Source organism: Tenacibaculum sp. MAR_2010_89 (assembly GCF_900105985.1).
GTDB lineage: Bacteria > Bacteroidota > Bacteroidia > Flavobacteriales > Flavobacteriaceae > Polaribacter > Polaribacter halocynthiae.
In genome coordinates this window covers 3039521-3063757 of the sequence record NZ_FNUB01000005.1, presented here as the reverse complement: position 1 = coordinate 3063757, position 24237 = coordinate 3039521, and the positions used below count along the sequence as shown (strand labels likewise).

Sequence of the window (24237 nt, the reverse complement as noted above, 5' to 3'; positions counted from 1 at the left end):
AAATGTCAGGAGAGAAAGATTTATCTAAATTAATACAAGGAATGACTCCAGAATTAAATAAAGGAGATTATGTTTTTTCAACAATAAAAGATGAAAGTTTTATTAAAAGAAAGGATACTATTTGTGAATTTAAAGAAAAAGAAGGAACAACTATTGTTATAGAAAAGAAAAAAGCTGATGAGTTAAAATTGAAGTATGATTATATAGCTTCATGGATAACTCTTACAATTCACTCATCGCTTGATGCAGTTGGTTTAACAGCAATCTTCTCAACAGAATTAGCAAAAAATAATATTAGTTGTAATGTAATAGCTGGGTATTATCACGATCATATTTTTGTAGATAAAAATGATGCAGATAAAGCAATTGATGTTTTAAAGAAAATATCGAAAAAGTAAAAATGATTCCAAACCTTTATATAAACTAGAATGAATACAATCATTTTACCTGATGAGCTAAATTTGAATTCTTCTATGTCTGTCAGTATTTATGACTATAATAGTAACAAGGAGATATCTAAACAACAAATAGTATTGAATAAAAATACTTTTAGCTTTCTTCAAGAGGGAACAAAGGAAGTTTTCTTTGATGATTCTTCTTGTACTATAAATAATTCGCAATTTCTATTAATGAAATCAGGAAACTGTTTGATGACAGAAAAACTTTCTAATGTTTCTGAATCTTATAGAAGTATATTGTTGTTTTTTTCTAATGAAGATGTATTAAAATTTATTAGAAAATTTGAGTTTAATTTAACAAAGAAAACTACTAGGTACTCTACAAATTCATTTGATTATGATTCTTTTTTAAATAGGTTTGTTGATAGTCTAGTAGATATATCAAAACTATCAATATCTCTGCAAAAAAAGATGTTAGAGGTGAAGTTTGAAGAAGTACTTCTTTACCTTGTAGAAATCAAGGGAGTGAGTTTTTTACATTCATTAGTAAATGAAGTTGATAGTCAACATGAAAAATTCATTCAAACAGTTGAAATGAATAAGTTAAATAAACTAACTATTAAAGAGCTTTCTTTTTTAACAAATATGAGTGTTTCAACTTTTAAAAGAGAATTTGAAAAATACTTTCATACTTCACCAAGTAAATGGTTTCAAGATAAAAGGCTTGAACATGCCGCCTTTTTATTAAAAAATGAATCTAAAAGACCAACAGAGATTTTTGAAGAGGTTGGATATGAAAGTTTATCGAGTTTCATTCAGGCTTTTAAAGGAAAGTTTGGAGTGACCCCAAAACAATATTAATTAAGTTGAACTTTTAACAACACTTTTTGAACTATACTAAATATACTATTTAGTCAATTTGCTCATTATTTTGTAGATATAATTAAAAACAAATATTATGAAGAAACTAAATTTTATTTTATTAGTACTACTTGGATTATCCACAACTACTTTTTCTCAAAATACATTTACCTTAACAAGTAAAGATTTAGGAGGAGAAGCAACAAAAAAAGAAGAGTTTAATGGTTTTGGTTGTACAGGTAAAAATCAATCACCTCAGTTAGCATGGACAAATGCACCTGAAGGAACGAAAAGTTTTGCGGTAACTATGTATGATCCTGATGCACCAACAGGCAGTGGTTGGTGGCATTGGCTTGTATTTGATATTCCTAACACTACTAGTGAATTAGTTTCTGGAGCTGGTAATTTAAAATTAAAACTCACACCAAAGAAAGCCGTACAAAGTGTTACTGATTATGGAGTTACTGGATATGGTGGCCCCTGTCCTCCTAAAGGCCATGGAACACATCAATATATAATTACAGTATATGCTTTAAAAACTGAATCATTAGGGTTAAATAAAAATACAAATCCTGCAGTAGTTGGTTATTATTTATGGAATAATTCTTTAGCCAAAGCTAGTATAATAACATATTATAAAAGAGACAAAAAATAATTTTAGGAAGTTCAAAGAATAATATCATTTATTTTGTTAGGGACTCATTTAAGGTTTTTAGATTGATTCATATGTATTATAAAACATAATTTAAAAGTTTTTGGAGAATCCTCTATGTAAGAAATCTAAAATTAAATTTTTATTACTTTTACAAAAAAAGAACTAATGAAAAAAAAAGAAATTAAGCTTTCAGATGATTTTAAGAAACAAACAACTAAAGCTATTATAGCTATTATTTTCTTTGTATTTATTTACATGTTAATTTTAATTATGTCTGTAGGCTTAACGGCATTATGTGTGTACTTAGGAATTATGTTAATAGTCATGAAACCAATGTTTATTACAATAGGTTTAGGTATAGGTTTGGCAAGTTTAGGTTTTTTTATATTAATTTTTTTACTAAAATTTATATTTAAATCACATAAAATAGATCGTTCCCATCTTATTGAAATAACAAAATTTGATGAGCCTGAACTATTTAAATTAATAGAAGAAATAGTAAAAGAGGTAGACACAAGTTTTCCAAAAAAAATTTATTTATCTGCAGATGTAAATGCATCGGTTTTTTACAATTCTAGTTTCTGGAGTATGTTTTTACCTGTTAAAAAGAACCTTCAAATTGGTTTAGGTTTGGTAAATACAATAAGTAAATTAGAGCTTACGGCAATTTTAAGTCATGAATTTGGGCATTTTTCTCAAAAAACTATGAAAGTAGGGAGTTATGTCTATAATGTAAATCAAGTCATTTTTAATTTGTTATTTGATAATGAATCTTATGATAAACTTATTCAGAGTTGGGCCAATGCAAGTGGTTATTTTTCAATATTTGCAATTATAGCAATAAAAATTGTAGAAGTAATTCAGTTTGTTTTAAGACAAATGTATGATGTTGTAAATAAAAATTATTTGGGATTATCTAGAGAAATGGAATTCCATGCAGATGAAATTGCTGCTAATGTAACAGGTTATGAGCCATTAAAAAGTTCTTTATTGAGAATGTCATTAGCTGACAATTCTTTTAATAATGTTTTGTCATTTTATGAGGAAAAGATTAAGGATAGTTTGAGAAGTAAGAATTTATATAAAGAACAATTTTTTGTTATGAATTTTCAAGCTAAAGAGAATAATATTGAAATAATAAATAATTTACCTAAGGTTTCAGAAGAAGAATTAAATAAATTTAATAAATCAAAATTGGTTATTAAAGATCAATGGGCGTCGCATCCAAGTGTTGAAGAAAGAATACTTATGTTAGAGAAGACTGGTGTTGTTATGGAGCAAATAGAAGATGAACCCGCTGAAAAAATATTTAAGAATATAGAAAAAACTTACGAGAAATTTACAAACAAGTTATTTGAAGGAATTGAATTTGAAGGAGAAACTAAACTTGTATCTTTTGATGATTTTTGTAATGGTTATAAAAAGCAGTTTATAGATGATTCATTTTCTAAAATATATAAAGGGTATTATGATAATAAAAACCCAATATATTTTGATGTTAATAAATTCTCCTTATCGGAAAAAACAGTAAAATTTGATGAATTGTTTTCTCAGTATAATATAGATTTAGTATATACAGCTATAGCTCTACAAAGTGATATTGAAACATTGAAACAAGTAGCAGATAAAACTATTAAAGTTAAAACTTTTGATTATGATGGAAAAAAATTTAAAGAGAAAAATAGTAAAAAAATTCAGTCAAGATTAGAGTTGGAATTAGAAGAGCTTAATAAAAAGATAAAGAAAAATGATATTGAGATATTTAAGTTTTTTAGGGAGAAAGAAAAGCTTAGAGCTGGGAGTATTGAATTGGAAAAATTATATAGAAGTTTTTTTATGTTTGATAAAGAATTTGATTCAAAGTATAATATGTATATGAAGTTATCAAGCGAATTAGAGTTTATAAGCCTTGCTACCCCATTTGAACAAATTGTAAAGAATTTTGTTAAAATAAAACCCATTGAAATTGAGTTTAAAAAAGAAATAAGAGAGTTAATCTACAATAATAATTATCAAACTGAAATAAGCAAAGAAATAAGAGAAAATTTTGAGTTATATCTATCACAAGAAATGAAGTATTTTGAAGGAGAAAAATATATTGATGATAGTTTAGAAATTTTATTTAAAAGTATCAATAATTATGTCTTTATTTTATCAAAAGGATATTTTTTATTAAAGAAAAACTTATTAATGTATCAAGAAGATTTACTTAAACCAATCTTCTTAGAAAAATATTAAATTTACTTGTTATTTAAAGTTTTAAAGAATTTATTTTTTATATAATGCAATGTCAATAATTTAAAAAACAGCCTTTAATAGGCTGTTTTTTTGATTATAATGCTTTACATTTCTGTTGTAACCATTGTTTTTCTTTCTCATTTAAAAGAGGAGATAGTTTATCAGAAACTAATTGATGATAGTTATTTAACCAATTAATTTCAGAAGTACTTAATTGTTCTAAGTTTAATAAGTTAGTATCTACATAGCATAAGGTTAACACTTCGAAACCTAAAAATTTTCCAAATGCTGTTTCCTTTACAACTTTTGAAACAACAATGTTTTCGGTCCTAATACCAAATTGATTAGTTACATAACATCCAGGTTCAATAGTGGTTAGTTGGTGAGATAAATGAGGTGTTGTACCTCTTGCTGTAGTTGCTCCAGTTGCAAAACCTTGTGCGGGCTCATGTACCATACCATAGCTTCCAATACCATGACCTGTACCATGTGGATAATCTAATCCGTTTTTCCATAAATGCATACGAGCAAAAGCATCTATTTGAGCACCAGTAGTTCCTATAGGGAACTGTAGTTGTTCTAACTCAATATACCCTTTTAAAACACTAGTATACGCTGTTTTTAGTTCTGTTGAAGGAGTGCCTCCTAACCATACAGTACGAGTGATATCTGTAGTTCCATCTTTATATTGTGCTCCACTATCAACTAGTAATATCCCTTCATTTTTAACCATTGCAGAATTTTCTTCGGGTGCTGTGTAATGAATAATAGCTCCATTTCCTTTGTAACCAACAATTGCAGCAAATGATTCACCAGTATAGTATTCTTGTTGTTGTCTAAAGTTATCTAGTTTTCTACCAATTTCATACTCGGAAATTTCTCTATTTTCTAACTCCTGTTCTAACCAAATAAAAAACTTGGTAAGTGCCACACCGTCTTTTAACATACAGTTTTTAGCACCTTCAATTTCTATTTCATTTTTAATAGCTTTTAATTCCTTAACAATAGAGTTCTGATAAATAAAACGACCACTAACAGCATTAAAACATGAATAGTTTAAGGTAGAAGGATCAGTAATAATAGTTTTTTCTTTAGGTACTTCATTAAGTAAAGAAACTACAGTATCATATTCTTGAACAGAAATATTTAATTCGTCAAAAGTGGCGATAGCACTTTGCGAAAAACGAGATTTATTACAGAATAAAATAGAAGTATTTGCACCTACCAAAGCATAAGCTGTTACTAATGGTGTAAAATCTACATCGCTTGAGCGAATATTAAATAGCCAAGCTATTTCATCTAAAGAAGAAAATAGATAGTATTGCGCATCTTGATTTTTTATTTCAGTTTGAACTTTATCAATTTTCGAAGCAGTAGTTTCTCCTGAAAACTCTATAGGATGGACATCTACAGGGAAATTAGGTAAAGCCAGCCTGTCTGTCCAAATACCATCAGTGAATTTTGGTTCGTTTTGTAGCTGAATATTTTTAGTAGAGGTAAAGCTTAGTATGTAATTTATTTGAGACTTTGAAAATTGACGATAGTCAACACCAATTATGGTGTTTTCATTAAGTAGGTTACAAATCCATTCAACATGTTCTGGAGCATGAGGAATAGACTGTTTACAAAGTATTACTTCACTATCATTACATTCATCTTCAAATTGTAAAAAATAACGAGAATCCGTCCATAAACCAGCAATATCTTTAGTTACCACTAGTGTACCTGCTGATCCTGTAAAACCTGAAAAATATTCACGTAACTTCCAGTGGTTAGCCACATATTCAGATTGATGAGGATCTGTTGATGGAATTATAAAAGCGTCTAATTTCTTAGACGCCATATAGTTTCTTAAAGCTTTTAATCTTTGAGATATCATAAAAATAAGTTATGAATTATGAAAATTGCTTTGCTACTTTTTCAGCTTTTCTACTTTCACTATAGTCATAGAAACCTTCTCCAGATTTAATACCTAGTTTTCCAGCCATAACCATATTTACTAATAGTGGGCAAGGGGCATATTTAGGATTCTTAAACCCATCGTACATTACATTTAAAATAGATAAACATACATCTAAACCAATAAAATCAGCCAATTGTAAAGGTCCCATAGGATGTGCCATTCCAAGTTTCATTACAGTATCAATTTCAGAAACACCAGCAACTCCATTATAAAGAGTTTCAATTGATTCATTAATCATTGGCATTAATATACGATTAGCTACAAAACCAGGATAATCATTAACTTCAACAGGAACTTTTTTGATTTTTTTAGTTAAATCAACAATAACCTCCATAACCTCATTAGTTGTATTATATCCTCTTATAATTTCAACTAACTTCATAATTGGTACAGGATTCATAAAGTGCATACCAATAACTTTTTCTGGCCTGCTAGTTACAGCTGCTATTTGTGTAATAGAAATAGAAGAAGTATTTGTAGCTAAAATAGTGTCAGAACCACAAGCTGCGTCAATGTCTTTGAAAATTTTTAATTTTAAATCAACGTTTTCAGTGGCAGCTTCAACTACTAAATCTACATTTTTAACACCATCTTGTATACTTGTAAAAGTAGTGATGTTGTTTAATGTATTATTTTTATCATCTTCTGAAATTCTTTCTTTAGCTACCATCCTTTCTAAATTCTTAGTAATAGTTGCTAAACCTTTATCTAAAGCAGTTTGTGAAATATCAATTAATTGTACATTATATCCAAATTGCGCAAAAGTATGTGCAATTCCATTTCCCATTGTTCCAGCTCCAATTACGGCTATGTTTTTCATGTGTTGTAGTTTGTTTTTATTCAGTTGAATAATTTATTTTAATTTCGTTTGTTTGTCTTGAATGTTTTTACTTAGTATGAGGGATTAAAAGCAGTCAATAATCATTTGTGCTACACGTAAAGCTTCAGTACCTTGACGTAAAGAAACAATAGGGGTAGTGTTATTGTTAATAGCATCAGCAAAAGACTCTAACTCATCTAAAATCGCGTTATTTTCTGTTACTTCAGGATTATCAAAATAAATTTGCTTTTTAACACCTTCTGCGTTTTGTAAAATCATAGCAAACTCATCTGGTTTTTCTGGTACATCTTTCATTCTAACTACTTCAGACTTTTTCTCTAAAAAATTAACAGAAATATAAGCGTCTTTTTGAAAAAAGCGAGATTTACGCATGTTTTTCATAGATATTCTACTAGCAGTTAAATTAGCAACACATCCATTCTCAAATTCAATTCGAGCATTTGCTATATCTGGAGTGTCTGAAATTACAGAAACACCACTTGCATGCACATTTTTTACAGTTGATTTTACAACAGATAAAATAACATCAATATCATGAATCATTAAATCTAAAACAACAGGAACATCAGTACCTCTTGGGTTAAATTCAGCTAATCTATGAGTTTCAATAAACATTGGAGTATCAATCATGTCTTTTACAGCAGTAAATGCAGGATTGAAACGTTCAACATGACCCACTTGTCCTTTTACATGAAATTGACTAGCTAAAGTTCTTATAGATTCAGCTTCCAATACTGTATTGGTTATAGGTTTTTCAATAAAAATATGTTTTCCTTTTTCAATGGCTTGTCGTGCGCAGTCAAAATGTGAAAGAGTAGGTGTTACAATATCTACAACATCTACAGCATCTATAAGTTCAGCTATAGAGTTGAATAGGGTATATCCAAATTCTTTAGCAACTTTTTGTGCATTTTCAGTAAAAGGATCATAAAATCCTATTAATTCATATTTCTCTGATTGTTGTAATAAACGCAAGTGTATTTTACCTAAATGACCTGCTCCTAAAACTCCAGCTTTTAACATATTTTATATTTATTTTTATTACTTAGAAGATAAAAACAATCTTTTTAATAATTATTTTTATGGGTTGTATCCTCGTAATGAAAGTGTTATTTTTAGTTAGTGATTTTTGGAAAAAAATCAACGCTAACAAAGATACACTTTTAAAGATATTTATTACTATTTTTAGCCCACTGAAATTAGGATATTAGTGAGAGATACTACCAAACACCAAGGACTTAGAAACCAATTAGCAAACGTTTTAGAAGCAAAAGGAATTACAGACGAAAAAGTTTTAAAGGCTGTTCGTAAAATTCCTAGGCACTTATTTATAGATAGTAGCTTTGAAGCGCATGCGTATCAAGATAAAGCATTTCCAATAGCAGCAGAACAAACTATTTCTCATCCATATACAGTTGCTTTTCAATCACAAACGTTAGCAATTAAAGAAGGTGACAAAGTATTAGAGATTGGTACAGGGTCAGGTTATCAAACTGCTGTTTTATTAGAGTTAAAAGCTGAGGTGTATTCTATAGAACGTCAACACGAATTGTTTAAAAAAACATCATTATTTTTACCTAAATTAGGGTATAGACCTAAACGATTTATTTTTGGAGATGGTTATAAGGGATTACCAGAACAAGCTCCTTTTGATAAAATTATTGTTACAGCAGGGGCTCCTTTTGTACCTAAAGCTTTATTAGGACAAATTAAAGTAGGAGGAATGCTGCTAATTCCTGTTGGTGATACTGAACAAGTAATGACATTGTTTATACGTAAATCACCTAAAGAGTTTGAAAAACATGAATTAGGAGATTTTAAGTTCGTTCCAATGTTAAAGAAGAAAAATTAATTTCTGTTCATAATACCAAATAAAAAATCCGCTTAAAAAGCGGATTTATTGAATTTGAATAAAGAAATCAACTATTCGGCAGTTGCTTCAGCAACTACAATCTCTTGTTGATGAGAGTTTTGTTTTGTTTGATCAGTTTTAGCTAAACCACAAGGGCTTGTGCTACCACAAGAAGAAAAACCTAATAAACTAACTATACAAATTGCAATAAATACTACTTTTTTCATTTTTAATATTTTAAAAATCAAATATACATATTTTTGATTAATTTACCAGAATCTTCTTTCGTTTCAATAACGTTAAAGGCTACCATTTTATTTTGTATACGTGTAATTAAGTTTTTTGAAGCAGGTTTTCCATCATTCCATTCAGTTATAGAAAGCCACTCTTTTATGTCTTTTTCTTGTTGTTCGTATCTGATAGCTAGTGTTTTGTCAATATTCTGGATGCTTTTGAAGTCTTCAGTACAAGAGTTTATAATATTTAAAACTTTTTTTACTTCTTCAAAATTGTTTTCTAAAATTTCATCACGAACAGCAATAACAAAACAAGGCCAAGGTGTTGGACAATCTCCTAAGCGCCTAAAAATATTACTGTCAACCAAAGGTTTTGTAGTAAAGTGTTCCCACATAAAATAATCAGCCTCTTCATTGGTTAAAGCATCAATACCTCCTTGTAAGTTTCCAACTACTTTAAATTTTAATTTATCAATATCCCACCCATTGTTATGTGCATTCACAATTGCCATTAAGTGAGAGCCAGATCCGAATCGACTTATAGCAACGGTAGCGTGTTCTAAATCTCGAATTTCTTTAAAATTAGATTTTGCGCCAACATGAATTCCCCAAATCAAAGGGCTTTTTACATAAGTTTGGGTAATTTTAGAAGGATTACCATTTATAATATCTTTAATGATTCCTTCAGTAAGTACAATTGCAATATCAACTTCTCCAGAACGTAAAGCTTTACACATTTCTCCAGTACCACCTGGATAATCTTTCCAACGCAAATTTATATTATGCTTTGTGTATTCTTTATTTTTTAATGTAATGTACCATGGGTAATTAAAATGTTCCGGTACACCACCAACTTTTAAATTAAGCATTTACTCTACTAATTTGTTTAACGTATAGATAATTAAATCTTCAATTATTTGGCTAGGGTTTTTACTAAAAGTACCGGTAGCTCTATTTGCTATAATTGCATTCATAGAAATAGCGTTATGACCTAACAACTTCGATAATCCGTAAATTGCTGAAGTTTCCATTTCTAAGTTTGTAATTCTATTATTGTTATAGTTAAAGCTATCAATTTTAGTATTTAAATTAGCGTCTTGTAAACCTAACCTAAGGACTCTTCCTTGAGGTCCATAAAATCCACCTGCAGTTGCAGTGATTCCTTTATAAATAGAATTAGAATATAGTTTTTGTTCTAATGACTTCCCATTTTCAATAATAATAGGTGTTGCTTTTTTATCAGACCAATTGGTATGGTTAATAAAAGCTTTCTCTATTTCTGGTGTTGTAATTTTATCAATTTGATAAGAATGTAACATTCCATTTAAATCCAAAGCATGAGAGCTTAATAAAATACTATCAACAGGTATATCATTTTGTAAAGACCCTGAGGTTCCTATTCGAGTTATATTTAAAGAAGTATGTTCTTTTTTTATTTGACGTGTTTCTAAATCTATATTAACGATAGCGTCTAACTCATTTAAAACAATATCAATATTATCAGGACCAATACCTGTTGAAATAACTGTTAAACGTTTATTTTTATAGGTTCCAGTAGTTGTTTTGAATTCACGTTTTTGAGTAGTGAATTCAATACTGTCAAAATGTTTTGTTACTTTATCTACTCTATATTGATCACCAACAAAAATAATGTCAGTAGCAATATGTTCGGGTCTTAAATTTAAGTGATAAATACTTCCGTCTGAATTTAATATTAGTTCAGAATGTTGTATGCTCATTTATGATGTTATTTTTAATAGCTTGTTGGTATTGTTTATATACAAGTAGCTATATTTTTTAGAACCGCCAAGATACGAAAAATCAGAACGTATTTGACCATAGTAATTTACTTGGTCATTTAATACTTTTTTTCCCATTTTACTTAGTTTAACGGGGTCAAAGGAAGTGAACAGTTTTTTTAATTGTTGCAGTTTGTTAAAGTATTGAGTATCACCAAATCCATATACTTCTTGTGAAGCCAAAATTGAGCCAACTAATTCATTTTTATTTTTAAAATGTTGCTGATTGGCAATTTCTAAAATAGAGTTTTCAATTTTATTTAATCCATTTTTAATTGAAGGAAACCTTTGAATATGTGCTTTAATAGCAGCTTCAAGATATACAAAAGGTGACATAGGGTTGTATTGATGAACTGTTTCTAAACGTAGGGGACTGTCTGAACAATATAATTGCCAAATATAATCAGCATACTCAATATCATCTTGAGTTAATACTACTCTTTTATTATAATGTTCTTTTAATTCAGTATTTGTTAATTGACCTAAACCAAATAATCCTTTTTTACCTTCTATTTCACCACTACAAACTAATGATATTTTTCTTCCTTTTCTGTAACGTTTTAACCAACTTATAACAGCAAGCATATTTACTTGGCAGAATAAATCATATTCAAACCATAATACAATTTCATCTTGTTGTTTTTGATTACAAAGATTTCTGTATTCTTTTAAGGTGTAATCAATAAAAGTTTTTTTTGAAACTTTATAAGAAGATTTTAAAAAATCAAAGCGAGTTTTCCAAAAGTTCTCACTACCAACGTCAATAGATGTTTTTCCTTCACATAACATCTCACGCCATGTAATTATTGATCCATTAAAATTTAGTTTATTTAATACTTGGGTAGTACTGTCTCCGTTTGTAATGTGTAATATAGAAGATGCCATAATTATTGGGGATAATTGATAATATTTCTTAATAATATATAATAAACGTTTATTTTTTGCCGTTATTATTAATTAAATGATTTTTAACACTTTGTAATGATATAACAAAAAATGTAAAAACAAAAATGCTGAGAAACTTTTTTTCTCAGCATTTTTGTTTAACCTCCAACTCTTTTTACTTTAAAGCCTTTGGCTTTTAAAATTTCCATTATTTCATTCCTGTAATCTCCTTGGATTATTATTTTATCATCCTTATAACTACCACCAACACTTAGTTTAGTTTTAATTTCTTTAGCTAGTTTTTTAAAGTCGCTTGTAGCTCCATTATAACCATCTAAAATAGTAATAGGTTTACCTTTACGTTTTTCATATTTACAAAGTATGGGTTCTTCTTGTAGCCAAACATCAGGTTTTTCTTCAACAGGTTTTTCCTCAAATTTATGATCAGGAAACAGGTTTTTAAGTTGATCTTGTATATCCATTATTACTTTATTAATCCTAACTCACGCAACCGTTCGTTTAAAAAATCACCAGCAGTAATATCTTCAAATTGTTTTGGATTGTTATCATCAATACAGTTATCTAATACATCTAGTTTCATCTCTGAAATAGGATGCATAAAAAATGGTATCGAATAACGAGAAGTACCCCACATTTCTTTTGGCGGATTTACAACACGGTGAATGGTTGATTTTAATTTATTATTACTATGTCGAGATAACATGTCACCAACATTAATCATTAATTCATTTGGTTCTGCAATAGCGTCAATCCATTCTCCTTTGTGATTTTGTACTTGTAAGCCTTTACCATGAGATCCCATTAATAATGTAATTAAATTAATGTCACCATGAGCAGCAGCTCTAACAGCTCCTTTTGGCTCTTCTTGAATAGGAGGGTAGTGTATTGGACGTAAAATACTGTTCCCGTTTTTGATATATTGATCAAAATACGTTTCTTCTAGTCCTAAATGTAAAGCTAATGAACGAAGTACATATTTAGCTGTTTTTTCAAGCATTTGATATGTTTTTTTTCCTACTTCATTAAAGTTAGGAAGCTCTTCTACATTAACATTTTCAGGATATTCTTTTTCTAATTTTGGATTGTCTTCAACATATTGACCAAAATGCCAAAACTCTTTTAAATCACCTTCTTTTTTTCCTTTAGCAGATTCTTTTCCAAAAGAAACATAGCCTCTTTGACCTCCAATTCCAGGTACTTCGTATTTTTGTTTTGTTGCTACTGGTAGTTCAAAGAAGTTTTTAATTTCTGCATATAAATCTTCAACCAGTTTATCATTTAAAAAGTGTCCTTTTAAGGCTACAAAACCAATGTTTTCATAAGCGTGTCCTATTTCATCAATAAACTTTTGTTTACGAGTTTCATCGTTAGATAAAAAGTCTTCTAAATTTACGCTAGGGATTTTATTCATTGTTAATAAGTTTAACTTTTTTACTTTGTAAAGGTAGTAAAATCAAGCGTATGCTAATAAATTACTTATTAACAAAAGGTATTAGGTAAGAAATTGTATAGTTAAAACCAAAACCTGTATTATTTTCAAAAACTCTATTGAAACCTGGAGCATATAATGTTTTGAAATTCTTTTGATCATCAACGCTTAATAAAATTTTATAAGAGAAACCTGCGCTAAAAAATAAATTTTTAAAAGTTTCTACCTTTATTCCTAGCTGAATTTCTGTCCAATGCGCTGTTAAACCAGTATCAGTTACTGGAGTGTTTATTGTATTTGCAGGAAAATATGGAGTAGTTGAACCATTAGTAACATTTGGTGTGTAACTATTTAAAGTTTGATCAAATAAAGCAAATCCGTATCTAGCTCCAATATAAATTTCATTATTCATATCCAGCCAATTTTGATAAGCATTATAATTTGCGCCAATTTTTATATAGCTTCCTTTAGAGGTAGAGTTTGTAAAATCTTCAAAACTAATTTCTTTTTCATACCCTAATTCTGTAGCAACATACCATTTTTTTGTAATTCTATAATCACCAACAAGTTCTAATCCGCTATAGCTTTTATCAACGAAAGAGAGTGTTGGTTTGCTTAAATCTACACCAATACGTAATCCATACCCAGTTTTGTACGTTATAGTATCTTTTTTTACTGTTTTTTTTTGTTTTTTTTGAGAGTAGGTATTCGTAAAAACAAAAACTAAACAAAAACTAATGAAATACTTGTACATGTGCTTTAATTTGATTGTTTATAATAGAAACATCTTTAGTAGATAAACTATTTATCCAAGAAGGTGTTGAGCTCGTTAAAGTAATATCTTTAAAAATAAATCGATAACCACATGAACGAGAAATGTATTCTTCTTCTGTAGTATAATTAATAGTTAAAGTAGCTATTTTATTGTTTGTTTTTATATTATCTACATCATTCATTTTTAAAGTATATACCGTTTTGGTATCTAGTCCATTTAAAGGAATAGCAATAGAATCAGTATTTCTGTCTACAAAAAGACTATCGGTTTTTCCAACAGCAATTATAGAAAAACGTTCTACACTTTTTTTCTTTGTAACATCATCTTTATCATGAAAACGTAATATTAAACTAGGCGTTACAGGATTTTGAGTACAGAAATCATCTTTTTCACAAGAAGAAAGTCCCATAAAACTTATAATTATAATGTAGATGTATTTTTTCATTTAAATTTATTTTTCAAATAAAACAACAGTTTCTATATGTGCTGTGTGTGGAAACTGATCTACCAAACTAATTTTTTTAAGCTGGTATCCAGCTTTCATTAGTTCTTCAGTATCACGAGCTTGTGTTGCTGGGTTACAAGATACATAAACCATTCTTTCTGCATTTAAATTTATGATTTTTTTAAGTGTTTTTGGTGCAATTCCAGCACGTGCAGGATCTAAAATAATGGTTCTTATTTTATTTTTATATTGAGGATGTTCGTATAAGAATTTACCAACATCAGCAGCATAAAACTGTAAGCCTTCTATGTTATTTCTTTTAGCATTCTTTTTAGCATCTTCAATTGCAGAAGCTACAATATCAACTCCTACAATTTTTGCATTTTTAGAATTTGAAGCTATAATTTGTCCTATGGTACCTGTACCACAAAATAAATCCATAACCACAGTATTGTCAATAGCTTCTTTGTTTTCTAAAGCATAATCAACTACTTTAGTATATAATTTTTCAGCAGATTTTGGATTTGTTTGAAAAAAGCTTTTCATGCTAATTTCAAAATTTAATCCAAGTAACTCTTCTACTATTTTCTCTTTTCCATATACCAAGTCAATACTTCCAGAAGTGGCAATTGTTCTATCTCCAACTTCATCATTTATTGTATGTAATAATCCAGCTAAACGTTCTCCGAAAATATCTTTTAAAAATTGAGCGAATTTTTGCAAATCAAATTTGGGTAAATCGTAAGATGTAGTAACTAAGTTAAATAGCAATTCATCAGTTTTGTATGATTTGCGAACTACAAAGTATCTGAAAAAACCTTCTTTTTTTGGGCCATGCCAAGGAGCTAAATTAGTTTCTTGGCAATATTCTCTAATACTTTTTAGATTGTCTTCAACCAGTTTATCGAATAAGCCAGAATCTTTGTCTAAATTATCACCCATCCACCAAGTACCACGACGTTTAAAACCTAATGTAAATTCATCTATATCAGTTTTGTTCTTTCGATCATAACCAATTGCCGAAAAACCATATTCCATTTTGTTACGGTAATGAAATACGTTTGGAGAAGCTATAAATTCATCAAATAAATCTTCTATGTTAGAAACTTTACCAATACGTTTAAAAAGAGATAGTGTACTTTCTTTTTTGTACTGGTGTTGTAAATTTATAGGTAATTGAATGTAAGGAGCCCCAGGAATATCTTGATATGGAACTTCTATTTCATTATCTGAAGGTTTTAAAACTTCAATTAACTTACATTCCGCATAGTTTTTTTTAGATTTCACAACACGTGCTTTTACCAATTGACCAGGCAAGGTATTAGGAATAAAGACTACAAAAACTCCTTCATCAGAACGAATTCGACCAATTCCTTTTCCTCCAAAAGCATAATCTTCAATTAATATTTCTAAATCCTGATTTTTTTTAACAAATTTATTTCGTTCTCTACGTGGCATTGTAAATATTTTATGGTTTGCAAAATTAGGAAAAGATATTGTTTGAAGTACTTTAAACATAAACATTAATTATTATTTTTAAAATTAAATTGAACCTTTTAACTTTTTGGGCGTCTATGTATTGTAATCGATTATGAAAAATAATAATAATTCATCAGATAAAGAATTAGTGTTGGCCTATAAATCAGGAAAGAAAGAAGCATTTTCTTTTTTGGTCAAAAAATGGCATTTACAATTTTGTAAACTAGCTTTTTGGTATGTTAAAGATGCTGATGTAGCAAAAGATATAGCTCAAGAAAGTTGGAAGGTGATTTTAAAGAAAATAGAAAATTTAGAGGAACCAGATAAGTTTAAAAGCTGGGCTATTAGTATTGTAAAAAGAAAAGCTATAGATTATTTACGTTTAAATAAAAAAAGAAAGTTAAAATTAGAGAAATATTATAAAGATAATACGGTAAATATTTGTACTGAGGGAGCTGAAAACAAAGAATCTATTTATAAGAAAAGATTAAGAGAAGGGATTCAAAAGTTACCCGAAAATCAAAAAATAGTGATACAACTTTTTTACACACAAAATTATTCTTTAAATGAAATTAGCGAATTAATAAATATCTCTGTAGGAACTACTAAATCTAGATTGTTTCATGCAAGAGAGAAATTAAAAACAATTTTAAAACATATAAATTATGAATAATATAGAAGATATAGATAAATTAATAAAGGAAACATTATCAGAAGAAGAAGCTAAATTTTATGAAGAGTTAGAGGAACAAAATATGTTTCAAATGGTGGGAGGGCTTTTTCAAGGAAAAAATAAATGGATTATGTATTTAATGAACATTATGACTCTTGTGTTTTTTGGGTTGTTTGTGTATTGTACTATTCATTTTTTTGAATCAGAAGAAACAAAAGAGTTAATAAAATGGGCGTTAGGTTCAGTTGTATTCTTATTAGGAGTTAGCATGTTGAAAATTTTTGCATGGTTACAAATGGATAAAAATGCGGTATTAAGAGAAATAAAAAGATTGGAATTACAGGTGTCATCATTATCAGGAAAACTAGATCAATGAAATATTTTTTATATGAATAATTAAAATCGATTTTATAAAGTTATGTAATACTAAGAGAGTTGCTTATGATACTATGTAAGCAACTTTTTTACTTTCAAAAGGTAACTATTTATACACTTGATATTAAAATAACTCTTTTTATAACTGTAATTTAGGGTTTCATGACATTTTTTTAATAAAAGGTTGTTAAAATTTAGAACTTTGTTTAACAATCAAAAACTAATCAATCATGAAATTATCATTTAAACTAGCTTTAGGAACGTTACTTATGTTGAGTATGATGTTTTTAAATTCTTGTAAAAAGAAAGAAAAAGAACAAATAAAAGTAAAAACTGAAGTAGCTTATAATAAGTTAGAAATAGAAAGCTTGTGTGAAAGCAATTGGTTTCCACATTCTCAAACACCTGCTCCAGAAGAGGGAATAGGCAGTCCGTTTGATACAATAAGTACTACAAATGCTATTTTTCATCAATGGTCATGGCAAAAGTTTTTATGGGTAACAAAACCTGAATATCAAATAGAGAAATTGCTAGTAAAATTAGATGGAAAGGAAGTTCCATTGTATGTTGGAGATACTTTACCATTATTTTTAAACCCAAAAAAAATGTATCAAGTAGATTCTCACTTGGGAAGTGTAACACCAGTGCCTGGAGCATCTGTGGTTTTAGAAGATACTGCACAAGCTGGTTCATCAGGAATTTTAAGAACAAATCCAGCATATAATAATGCACATAACAAAGAAGAGACAGTTTTTTATTCAATTCATGTTTCACCAACATTAAAAAACGCAGCTGAAAAATTTAAAGACTCTATTTTAAATGGAACATTAGCTAAAGATAATTTATCATCTTTTCCAGTTGGATCATTAGAGTTAAAAGTTTCTTGGACTTCTATTGATGCAATTCCTGTAAATAAACGTGCTAATTATTTTACAACGGTTGGAGCTGTAGATGATGGAAAAGGGAATTTTACCAATAAAGAAGTGGCTTTATTAGGAATGCATGTTGTTGGAGTAGTAGAAAACCATCCTGAATTTATTTGGGCAACTTTTGAGAATTATGATTTAGCACCAAATTATAATTGGAAAGAAGATAAAGCAAGTTCATCTTCAGATAAGTTATTATTTGCTAAAGGTAGTACCACAGGAATTAATGGTATTTATTGGGATACGATTAAAAAACAAGCATCAACATTATATAAAGTATACGATATTTTTAAGTTTGGTGTACCTAGAGATTCTACAGGAGGATTTATGAAAACAAGTCAAGAAGAGTCTGTAAATTTCGAAAACATAGTAAATATTAACAATTGTGTAAAAAAGAATTTAAAAGATGTATGGGCAAATTATTTTTATAACGGTTCTATTTGGGTTGATACTGATGGATTATCATCAAAACAACAAGCTGAATTATTAGTGAAGTTAAAATATAGTGTAGGAAGCGGGACACCTGGATCAGTAGCGAGAGGTTCTTTAAATTGTGCAAATGTTACAATGGAAACTTACACACAAACTTTTAAAAGTAGTTTAAAAGATGTTAATGTAAATACATTAGCTAATTGCTTTAGCTGTCATAATGCTGTAAGTTATACTAGTGATACTTCACCAATTTATATGAGTCACCTGTTCGATTCATTTATAAAAAGAGCAGAAGGAAAAACATCTGATGAAGTTGAAATGCTAAAAGCGAAACAGGAAGTAAAAGAGTTTATAGAGAATAGATTGAAGTAAAGTTTTTAAGATTGACTTTACAAAACCTCCCCAACTAAATACATGGTTGAGGAGGTTTGTTTTTTGTTATAATGTTTAAAGTTACTGGCTTTTGAAATATCGCTAGTACTAAGTATTTAAAAGTAAATAATAATAAATAAATTGCATTGTAAATTTTTATAATAGAGTAAACAGATGAAGGTGAATTTTTATTTATTGGTATTTATAGTGTTTTGTATAAATACACGTATAACAGCTCAAAATTGTATTTGTACTGGTAAAGAGGAGTGGAAAGGAAATAGAGTGATATTGGATAGTAATGTAAAAAAAACAGATCCTTATAACTCAATTATAAAGTTTACTGTTAAGAGATGGTATCATTTTTTTCATGACGGATTTAGTGGAACAGGTTCTTTTATTAAAGAAAATATCATTGTAACAGCTAAACATAATATCATTAATAAAGGTATTACTAAAATATCTTATAGTATAGGAGGAGAAAATATTGTTTTAAAGAAAAAAGATTTTAAGGTTTTTTTATATAAAGAAAAAAATAAGGGAGTTGAAAATGATATTGCAATTATTAAAATTACAAACCCTAATAAATATGTTAGGAATGTAACTTTTTTTAAGTATTTAAATAATTACGAATTAAATAATAAAAGGTTACACTTAACAGGATTCCCATGTGATTCTAAAGGAGAATTAATAGAGAAAAATGCATTGTATTCTACTATAAAAATTAATGATAGAAATACAATTATTGGGTATCCAATGTATACTTGTCAAGGAGATAGCGGAACTCCTTTATGGTATAAAGATGAAGATGGATATTTTGTAATTGGAGTTCATCATGGAGGAAATGAAAACATTATTGGTTTTGTTGAACAAAAGTTAAATGTCGCAGCTTTTTTTAATAAAAATGTAATCTCATGGCTAAATAAACATTCTAATTAAACTTTCTTTTTTTAAAGGCCTAGTTTTAATTTAATAAAAGGTTAGGAGTTTCTCCTTTTCCAAAAAGTACTTTCTTTCCATCTTGCTTCTGCTTTATAAAATAAATTTTTATGCTTTAAATAGTGACTCCACACATGCTCTATTTGATTTGAATAAGTATTGTTGAAGTTTTCCATTTTAGCTAAGCTAAAATCATTAATAATATTAAAATTTGTTAGTAGTTCCTTAACTTGCATAGCATTAGCCATTGCATTAAACATACCTTGAGAAGATAAAGGGTCAAAGCTAATAGCTGCATCTCCTAAAGCAATCCATTGTTTACCAGAAACCTGTTCTAAACGTGTTGAATTAGCACTAACAGTTCCATGAAAAGTAATATCTTTTTTATTTTTAGGTATTAACGAATGTATTACTTGATTCGTTTTAAGAAGTGCTAAAAAAGATTCAGAATTTTTAAGTATCGCTTTATCTATGATATCTGAATCAGTTTGAAAAGAAATAATTCTGGTATTATTAGGTAAAACTGCACTATACCACCAACCTTGTTGTTCAGCAAGAATAGTACTCATAGTATTTATATTTGTATTAGGTATACTTATCCAACATGAAATTAATTTATCATATTGAACTCGTTTAATTCCTATACTTTTTGCAAAGTGAGATTGTCTTCCTGTAGCATCTATAACAAAACTTGCTTCAATAACATGAGTAGTTCTGTTTTTTAAATTATCAGATTTACCGGTTACTCTCCATATATTTTCTTCGTAAACGCTATTAAAAAGACGTATTCCCCATAAACAAAGAACACCTCTGTCTAATGCTTTTTTTCTGAGGTATGTTTCAAATTTTGCCCTATCTAAGCTTTTAGAAAACCCATCAGGATTTTTAAGATGATCTACAATATGAAGTTGATTGCTTCCCCAGTATGATTGCATACCAAGGTTATTACTAAATAATGTTTGTTTAAATTCATCTGATTCATTTTCTAAAAGATCTAGTTTCTTTAAAATTCTTTGGGCAGCAGGAGCTAATGATTCACCAATTCGATCAGAAGGAGTTATTTGTTTGTCTATTAAAGTAACATTATAATCCTTAGCTAAGGAGATTGCAGCAATGCAACCCGCAATACCTCCGCCAATAATAAGTATATCTGTTTTTCTCACAAAGTGAGTGTTAAAAGAGTTAATATTTAATTTACTTTTAAACACAACCTTGTAATACTTTTACAAGATTGTGTTTATTGAATAATTATAAAAGTAATTTATTTAGGAGTATATCTTGAAAAACGTGTCATTTTTTCAGGAATACCTACTTCTACTTTTTTAGAAACTTCTTGCTGATGTGAGTCTGATTGTTTCATTGTATGTAATTTAGAAGCAATAAGATTAATGGTGTTAGTAACGTTTGAAGATGGAGTAAAATCTTTTGTTAATTCATCTTCTACTAACGTTAGTAATTCACCTTTAGCTCCTTCTAATAAGAATTGTTCGTTTAAAAGGTTGTCATGAGAAAGTTTATCTACTGCTGCGTTTAGTATATTTTTAGTAGCATCATTTAAAGTATGACTACTATTTAAAATAGTATCTAAATCTGCTAGAGTAGCTTTTAATAATGTAGCTTCTTGCTCAGGAGTAGGTGTAATTCCAACTTGCATTTCTTTAGGGAAATTAGGATCATGAGTTACTCCAGGACGTTTTTGAACAACTGCTAGTTTATCAAAATATTTAACCATACTGTTAATTTGATTCGTATAGGTTGGAGATGCACCATCTAAAGGAAGATTATCTAGCCATTCAGTACGGTAATTAAAAGCTTGGATACGAGTTTCTTCAGATAGATTAGTGTCAACAGCTTCTTCATAACGTTCTTCATTTAAAATATTATTAGGAACTCTAGCAGGCCAAAATGTTGGTAAATATGGGTCATATTCACTGGTATAACCATCTCTACAACTTGCAGTATCAGTTTGCCAAGGAATAGCCATCCAACGAGTAATACTACCAGCTACTTGTCCCCCTAAAATAGGTCCTTTAGCTAAAGGGAGTACTTCATTATTCATGATAGGTCCATAATACATAGTATTAACTGGAGGTGTTTTTGGAGCGTGTTTAATTCGGAAAGGAGCCATGTACATTCCTGAAGAACGCATAGGCCAGGTCATTTCACATCCAGGATGAAAAGCATCAGCTAAACAAAACTCCATTGCAGCTTTGGTAAGCATATCTGGTTGTTCAGTTATAGGTAAGTCATCTATTGATTGAGCTTTTGGTGTGTGTGGGCATCCTGTCATATCTATATAATCGGCATCAAAATCTCCTTTAACCCATTGGTCTAAAAACTCTAACTGTAAATTTGATAATGTGGCATGTTGACGAACAGAACCTGTTGACGGAATACTAATAGCATCACCATATAACCAAGGCCATAATTGAGGTGCTTCAGCACTTGTAACATCAAATCGACGGAAATTATTTGAAATTGTTCTACGCATTTCCATATATGCAGAAGATGGGTTTCCTAATCGTTTAATCCATTCGTTAGTGGTGTAGTTAAATTGTCCTCCAAATCCAAAAGCACCGGCAAAACCTGCATTTACCCATTGTAAATCAGTCATACGTTGAAAAATAGGTAAAATATCTTTAGTGAAAGACGGTCTTGTAGGACGAACTAACATTTTAGATTTTACAGCTACATCACGCATTAAATCCCACATAGTACGTACTGACTTTTGCATCGGTGCATAATCAGGTGGTGCACAAATAACCCAAGCAGGATCTACTATAAGCTTGTTTCCATTATATTCAACTTCGGCAGTAACAGGTCCGTCAGAAATGTCATCATACCAACCTTCATTGTTAGCAAAAGTAATAGCAATATCTCCATTTATATTTTCTGATTTCCCATGTCCACCTAGCATAATTAAACGACCTTTTTCATCGGTATGCATTTCCCCTAAATACACTTTTTTAGATAAAAATTCTCCTTCAAAAAAAGGACCATCCTTAATGTTTGTTCCAGAAATAGATTTAGCACCACCATCTATTAATAAAGAGTTTCTGTCTTTTACATCTATGTTACGTAATAAAGAAGGAGGACTATCTGCAGCTTCTGGAATATCTAAAGCAATGTTGAATTGATACCATGAAGATTTTTGATTTGATAAATGACTATGCCATGTAATGTTAGAGTTTTCTGCAGTTAATTCTTTTACAGCTTTACCAGCTGCATTGAATCCATAAATTCTAAATTGAGCAGCTTGTCTTTTTAAAGCACCAGTTTTATCTCTATACGCATACGGATCGGTTTGTGGTTCAGGATTGTCAACTAAAGGCCCAAGAAAGTATTCATCTTTGCTATTTCCAACTCTCATAACTCCAATAGGAGGATAGATACCTGCTTTTACAATGCAGTCACTGTTTTCATCAGTATTTCCTTCAAAATTTGGATTGATGCTTTTTGGTTCGTGTAATTGCTGTCCGTTCGCTTGGTGTCTTGCTTCAGCACTTGCAGCATATACTACTTTTCTTGCTTGTGCAATAGAACCTAATGGTTCATGTTGTGGTAACGTTCTCCAAATATTAAACGCTAAATTACTTCCAAATTCAGCTTGACCAATACTTGAAACATCTTGCTGAGGTAAATGTAGTTTAGCAATACATATATATGGACTCTCTTCTGTACTCCAAACTACTTGCGCATCATCCAATGGCATAGTAGCGTCATTGGTTCTTAGTTGTATTTCAAAACGAAAAGTAGCTTCTTTTTTTACTAAACGTTGTTGCAGGTCTAAGCCTAAATAATTTGTATCATTAAAAGGGGTTCCTTTATAAGTATCATCAGGAACCAAACGATATTTTACAATTTGAGAGTCACCTAATTTAAAAGGGAGAATTGCCCAATAACTTGCGCTTAATACACTAGCTTCTTCTTTAGTCATGGCTTGTAAAATGCTAGCAAGTTCAGGGTGTTTTCCAATATAAGAGCTATAGTCACGATCAATAACACCAGCAGTAGTAAAACTGCACATTTGACTAGCATCACGAGCAAAAAATCGATCAATATTTTGAAAAATGAAATCAGCATTAGTTCCATCACCTAGTAATTTTGGTCCGTCAACACCAAATAATTTTAAACCTACCCCTAAGGTAGAATGTAAATCTGGAGATGTTGGTCCTGTGTCACTTGAAAAGCGAACGGCACATTCATAAGTATCTCCTGCAAATATTCCAACTTTAAATTTCTCGTCTATATTTTTATTTATTTCAAAACGACCATAGGCTATACCATGTTGCTTTCTGAAAACAGCTCTTTCAGCAGGTTTTTGACCGTTTTCAATTCTAGTTTTTTGTCCCATTTCTACAAACATCTCTTTAAGACGTTGTGTAACTAAGGTAATATCTCCATCGCAGTTCCAGCAAGAAGATGACTTTTCATTTAGAGGTTTTGTCATTGTTAGTTAGTTTATTACTTAGTGAAATTGTTAAATACCTTTAAAAATAGGGAATAAATGGCGTAGTTAATTTAAAAAAATCATGAACGTTTTAATTTTGGGTATAGAAGAAAATGTAGTAAAACTATGTCTATTAAGAAATTTGTCAGAGTTGTGAAATAAGAAAAGACTAAGTAAAAAATACACATGATTTTTA

General features: G+C 29.4%; 23 protein-coding genes. 9 read left to right on the top strand and 14 right to left on the bottom strand.

Annotated features, from left to right (window positions below):
* Positions 1-2: 2 nt before the first annotated feature.
* The 4 genes from BLV71_RS16765 to BLV71_RS16750 all read left to right on the top strand — a co-directional run bounded on the left by BLV71_RS16765 (position 3) and on the right by BLV71_RS16750 (position 4152).
* Positions 3-398 (top strand): ACT domain-containing protein, encoded by a 396-nt coding sequence (locus BLV71_RS16765; RefSeq protein ID WP_093871661.1) that lies wholly within the window; start codon positions 3-5, stop codon positions 396-398.
* A 30-nt stretch (positions 399-428) separates the two neighbouring features.
* Positions 429-1259, top strand: coding sequence for a helix-turn-helix domain-containing protein (locus BLV71_RS16760; protein WP_093871660.1), 831 nt, complete (start codon positions 429-431; stop codon positions 1257-1259).
* A gap of 97 nt (positions 1260-1356) precedes the next feature.
* A complete protein-coding gene (locus BLV71_RS16755) occupies positions 1357-1914 on the top strand; it encodes a YbhB/YbcL family Raf kinase inhibitor-like protein (RefSeq protein WP_093871659.1) in 558 nt (185 codons plus the stop codon).
* A gap of 165 nt (positions 1915-2079) precedes the next feature.
* Positions 2080-4152 (top strand): M48 family metalloprotease, encoded by a 2073-nt coding sequence (locus BLV71_RS16750; RefSeq protein ID WP_093871658.1) that lies wholly within the window; start codon positions 2080-2082, stop codon positions 4150-4152.
* 94 nt (positions 4153-4246) lie between these two features.
* On the opposite strand, the gene BLV71_RS16745 is transcribed toward BLV71_RS16750, so the two are convergent.
* The 3 genes from BLV71_RS16745 to BLV71_RS16735 all read right to left on the bottom strand — a co-directional run bounded on the left by BLV71_RS16745 (position 4247) and on the right by BLV71_RS16735 (position 7979).
* Complete coding sequence (locus BLV71_RS16745) at positions 4247-6031, bottom strand: aminopeptidase P family protein (protein WP_093871657.1); 1785 nt, start codon at positions 6029-6031, stop codon at positions 4247-4249.
* 16 nt (positions 6032-6047) lie between these two features.
* On the bottom strand, positions 6048-6935 hold the full coding sequence (locus BLV71_RS16740; RefSeq protein ID WP_093871656.1) for a 3-hydroxybutyryl-CoA dehydrogenase: 888 nt from the start codon (positions 6933-6935) through the stop codon (positions 6048-6050).
* An 84-nt stretch (positions 6936-7019) separates the two neighbouring features.
* Positions 7020-7979: a Gfo/Idh/MocA family protein gene (locus BLV71_RS16735; protein WP_093871655.1), complete on the bottom strand. Its 960-nt coding sequence runs from the start codon at positions 7977-7979 to the stop codon at positions 7020-7022.
* A 187-nt stretch (positions 7980-8166) separates the two neighbouring features.
* Here BLV71_RS16735 and BLV71_RS16730 point away from each other — a divergent pair, with 187 nt between their 5' ends.
* Positions 8167-8808 carry a protein-L-isoaspartate(D-aspartate) O-methyltransferase gene (locus BLV71_RS16730; RefSeq protein WP_093871654.1) on the top strand — a complete coding sequence of 214 codons (642 nt, stop codon included), beginning with the start codon at positions 8167-8169 and terminating at the stop codon, positions 8806-8808.
* A gap of 71 nt (positions 8809-8879) precedes the next feature.
* Here BLV71_RS16730 and BLV71_RS18690 read toward each other — a convergent pair whose 3' ends face one another.
* The 9 genes from BLV71_RS18690 to rlmD form a co-directional block, all read right to left on the bottom strand.
* Positions 8880-9035 (bottom strand): hypothetical protein, encoded by a 156-nt coding sequence (locus BLV71_RS18690; protein WP_176974427.1) that lies wholly within the window; start codon positions 9033-9035, stop codon positions 8880-8882.
* A 17-nt stretch (positions 9036-9052) separates the two neighbouring features.
* Positions 9053-9913 carry a substrate-binding domain-containing protein gene (locus BLV71_RS16725; protein ID WP_093871653.1) on the bottom strand — a complete coding sequence of 287 codons (861 nt, stop codon included), beginning with the start codon at positions 9911-9913 and terminating at the stop codon, positions 9053-9055.
* Positions 9914-10783 carry a nucleoside phosphorylase gene (locus BLV71_RS16720; RefSeq protein WP_093871652.1) on the bottom strand — a complete coding sequence of 290 codons (870 nt, stop codon included), beginning with the start codon at positions 10781-10783 and terminating at the stop codon, positions 9914-9916. It lies immediately after the preceding gene.
* Positions 10784-11728: a DUF1835 domain-containing protein gene (locus BLV71_RS16715; protein WP_093871651.1), complete on the bottom strand. Its 945-nt coding sequence runs from the start codon at positions 11726-11728 to the stop codon at positions 10784-10786.
* Positions 11729-11886: 158 nt separating this feature from the next.
* Positions 11887-12210, bottom strand: a complete 324-nt coding sequence (locus tag BLV71_RS16710; protein ID WP_093871650.1) for a translation initiation factor — start codon at positions 12208-12210, stop codon at positions 11887-11889.
* Between the two features lie 2 nt (positions 12211-12212).
* Positions 12213-13160: an isopenicillin N synthase family dioxygenase gene (locus BLV71_RS16705; RefSeq protein ID WP_093871649.1), complete on the bottom strand. Its 948-nt coding sequence runs from the start codon at positions 13158-13160 to the stop codon at positions 12213-12215.
* 61 nt (positions 13161-13221) lie between these two features.
* On the bottom strand, positions 13222-13932 hold the full coding sequence (locus BLV71_RS16700; protein WP_093871648.1) for a DUF6048 family protein: 711 nt from the start codon (positions 13930-13932) through the stop codon (positions 13222-13224).
* Positions 13913-14398, bottom strand: a complete 486-nt coding sequence (locus BLV71_RS16695) for a DUF6452 family protein (protein WP_093871647.1) — start codon at positions 14396-14398, stop codon at positions 13913-13915. Before BLV71_RS16695 ends, BLV71_RS16700 begins: the two co-directional genes overlap by 20 nt.
* Positions 14399-14404: 6 nt before the next feature.
* Positions 14405-15856, bottom strand: a complete 1452-nt coding sequence (gene rlmD / locus BLV71_RS16690) for a 23S rRNA (uracil(1939)-C(5))-methyltransferase RlmD (RefSeq protein WP_093872072.1) — start codon at positions 15854-15856, stop codon at positions 14405-14407.
* Between the two features lie 133 nt (positions 15857-15989).
* Between rlmD and BLV71_RS16685 the strand changes: the two genes are divergently transcribed.
* The 4 genes from BLV71_RS16685 (at position 15990) to BLV71_RS16670 (ending at position 19591) form a co-directional block, all read left to right on the top strand.
* Entirely contained in the window at positions 15990-16550 is a 561-nt protein-coding gene (locus BLV71_RS16685; RefSeq protein WP_093871646.1) for an RNA polymerase sigma factor, read from the top strand.
* Positions 16543-16926: a DUF6768 family protein gene (locus tag BLV71_RS16680; protein WP_369813928.1), complete on the top strand. Its 384-nt coding sequence runs from the start codon at positions 16543-16545 to the stop codon at positions 16924-16926. The genes BLV71_RS16685 and BLV71_RS16680 overlap by 8 nt, the downstream gene beginning before the upstream one ends.
* A 229-nt stretch (positions 16927-17155) precedes the next feature.
* Positions 17156-18655 (top strand): hypothetical protein, encoded by a 1500-nt coding sequence (locus tag BLV71_RS16675; protein WP_093871644.1) that lies wholly within the window; start codon positions 17156-17158, stop codon positions 18653-18655.
* A 174-nt stretch (positions 18656-18829) separates the two neighbouring features.
* Positions 18830-19591, top strand: a complete 762-nt coding sequence (locus tag BLV71_RS16670) for a trypsin-like serine peptidase (RefSeq protein WP_093871643.1) — start codon at positions 18830-18832, stop codon at positions 19589-19591.
* Positions 19592-19632: 41 nt separating this feature from the next.
* Here BLV71_RS16670 and BLV71_RS16665 read toward each other — a convergent pair whose 3' ends face one another.
* Complete coding sequence (locus BLV71_RS16665; protein WP_093871642.1) at positions 19633-20754, bottom strand: NAD(P)/FAD-dependent oxidoreductase; 1122 nt, start codon at positions 20752-20754, stop codon at positions 19633-19635.
* Positions 20755-20852: 98 nt separating this feature from the next.
* Positions 20853-24041, bottom strand: coding sequence for a LodA/GoxA family CTQ-dependent oxidase (locus BLV71_RS16660; protein WP_176974426.1), 3189 nt, complete (start codon positions 24039-24041; stop codon positions 20853-20855).
* Between the last annotated feature and the right edge of the window lie 196 nt (positions 24042-24237).

Bases quoted from the DNA above. Each gene is read 5' to 3' on its own strand.
- BLV71_RS16765 (WP_093871661.1), top strand. From the start codon at position 3: ATGTCAGGAGAGAAAGATTTATCTAAATTAATACAAGGAATGACTCCA.
- BLV71_RS16760 (WP_093871660.1), top strand. From the start codon at position 429: ATGAATACAATCATTTTACCTGATGAGCTAAATTTGAATTCTTCTATG.
- BLV71_RS16755 (WP_093871659.1), top strand. From the start codon at position 1,357: ATGAAGAAACTAAATTTTATTTTATTAGTACTACTTGGATTATCCACA.
- BLV71_RS16750 (WP_093871658.1), top strand. From the start codon at position 2,080: ATGAAAAAAAAAGAAATTAAGCTTTCAGATGATTTTAAGAAACAAACA.
- BLV71_RS16745 (WP_093871657.1), bottom strand. From the start codon at position 6,031: ATGATATCTCAAAGATTAAAAGCTTTAAGAAACTATATGGCGTCTAAG.
- BLV71_RS16740 (WP_093871656.1), bottom strand. From the start codon at position 6,935: ATGAAAAACATAGCCGTAATTGGAGCTGGAACAATGGGAAATGGAATT.
- BLV71_RS16735 (WP_093871655.1), bottom strand. From the start codon at position 7,979: ATGTTAAAAGCTGGAGTTTTAGGAGCAGGTCATTTAGGTAAAATACAC.
- BLV71_RS18690 (WP_176974427.1), bottom strand. From the start codon at position 9,035: ATGAAAAAAGTAGTATTTATTGCAATTTGTATAGTTAGTTTATTAGGT.
- BLV71_RS16725 (WP_093871653.1), bottom strand. From the start codon at position 9,913: ATGCTTAATTTAAAAGTTGGTGGTGTACCGGAACATTTTAATTACCCA.
- BLV71_RS16720 (WP_093871652.1), bottom strand. From the start codon at position 10,783: ATGAGCATACAACATTCTGAACTAATATTAAATTCAGACGGAAGTATT.
- BLV71_RS16715 (WP_093871651.1), bottom strand. From the start codon at position 11,728: ATGGCATCTTCTATATTACACATTACAAACGGAGACAGTACTACCCAA.
- BLV71_RS16710 (WP_093871650.1), bottom strand. From the start codon at position 12,210: ATGGATATACAAGATCAACTTAAAAACCTGTTTCCTGATCATAAATTT.
- BLV71_RS16705 (WP_093871649.1), bottom strand. From the start codon at position 13,160: ATGAATAAAATCCCTAGCGTAAATTTAGAAGACTTTTTATCTAACGAT.
- BLV71_RS16700 (WP_093871648.1), bottom strand. From the start codon at position 13,932: ATGTACAAGTATTTCATTAGTTTTTGTTTAGTTTTTGTTTTTACGAAT.
- BLV71_RS16695 (WP_093871647.1), bottom strand. From the start codon at position 14,398: ATGAAAAAATACATCTACATTATAATTATAAGTTTTATGGGACTTTCT.
- rlmD (WP_093872072.1), bottom strand. From the start codon at position 15,856: ATGCCACGTAGAGAACGAAATAAATTTGTTAAAAAAAATCAGGATTTA.
- BLV71_RS16685 (WP_093871646.1), top strand. From the start codon at position 15,990: ATGAAAAATAATAATAATTCATCAGATAAAGAATTAGTGTTGGCCTAT.
- BLV71_RS16680 (WP_369813928.1), top strand. From the start codon at position 16,543: ATGAATAATATAGAAGATATAGATAAATTAATAAAGGAAACATTATCA.
- BLV71_RS16675 (WP_093871644.1), top strand. From the start codon at position 17,156: ATGAAATTATCATTTAAACTAGCTTTAGGAACGTTACTTATGTTGAGT.
- BLV71_RS16670 (WP_093871643.1), top strand. From the start codon at position 18,830: ATGAAGGTGAATTTTTATTTATTGGTATTTATAGTGTTTTGTATAAAT.
- BLV71_RS16660 (WP_176974426.1), bottom strand. From the start codon at position 24,041: ATGACAAAACCTCTAAATGAAAAGTCATCTTCTTGCTGGAACTGCGAT.